A 730-nucleotide genomic window follows, 5' to 3' on the forward strand; every position below is an offset into this window, starting at 1 on the left:
GGATATCCTTCAGCGCATCCAGCGTCATCTCATCCCCCTGCGCCTGGATCTCCACCTTCCCTTTGCCGGCAAACATTTTGATGCCCAGCTTTTGCGCATACAGACTTACCCGCTCCCCGGCCGCCACGGTGAATCTTTTCAGTGCGCTGAAATCTGTGTGCCCGCCGCTGGTGCTGATGATGTTGTCTCCCGCCGACTGCTGCAGGCTTTTCCCTGTCACCTGCGCTATTCCCTCCGGTGCCGAGACCAGCAGCGCCGCTTTCTTTAAATCCGTCAGCGCCTCTGACAGCAGCGCCTTCTGCGTCTGCACATCTGCCAGTTCAGCCCTCGCCGCTTCTGCCGCGCTGCGTAACGCTTCAGCCAGCGACCGCGCCTGCTCCAGCTGGCTCATCGCTGCCTGCATCTCCAGCACCTGACCCTGCGCTTTCATCTGGCCATCAGCGCTGATAAATATCCCTTTCTGCGCCCGTATCGCACCCCAGCTGTCCGTCCTGAGCTCAAACCCCTCACCGCGCTGCTGTTTTTCGCTGTCGACCAGGTGACCCAGATTCAGCTGGCTCTTGCCACCGTACTCCGTGCTGACCTTGATATGCTCTTTTCCGCGCTCGTCATCAAGGCGGATTTTGTTGTTCGCCGGGGTGCGCAGGACGTTGCGTTTGTAATTCTGGATAGTGACGTGGTCGCCGTGCGCCGAGTCATGCAGCACGCCGGCAATGTACGGCCGGTCCGG

1 protein-coding gene is annotated in these 730 nt (G+C 60.3%); it reads right to left on the bottom strand.

Annotated features, from left to right (window positions below):
- The coding region (locus AC2FAJ_RS23495) for a type VI secretion system Vgr family protein (protein ID WP_485454551.1) at window positions 1–730 on the bottom strand (730 nt) is incomplete at both ends.

The organism is Enterobacter cloacae complex sp. 385G4 (assembly GCF_057320665.1).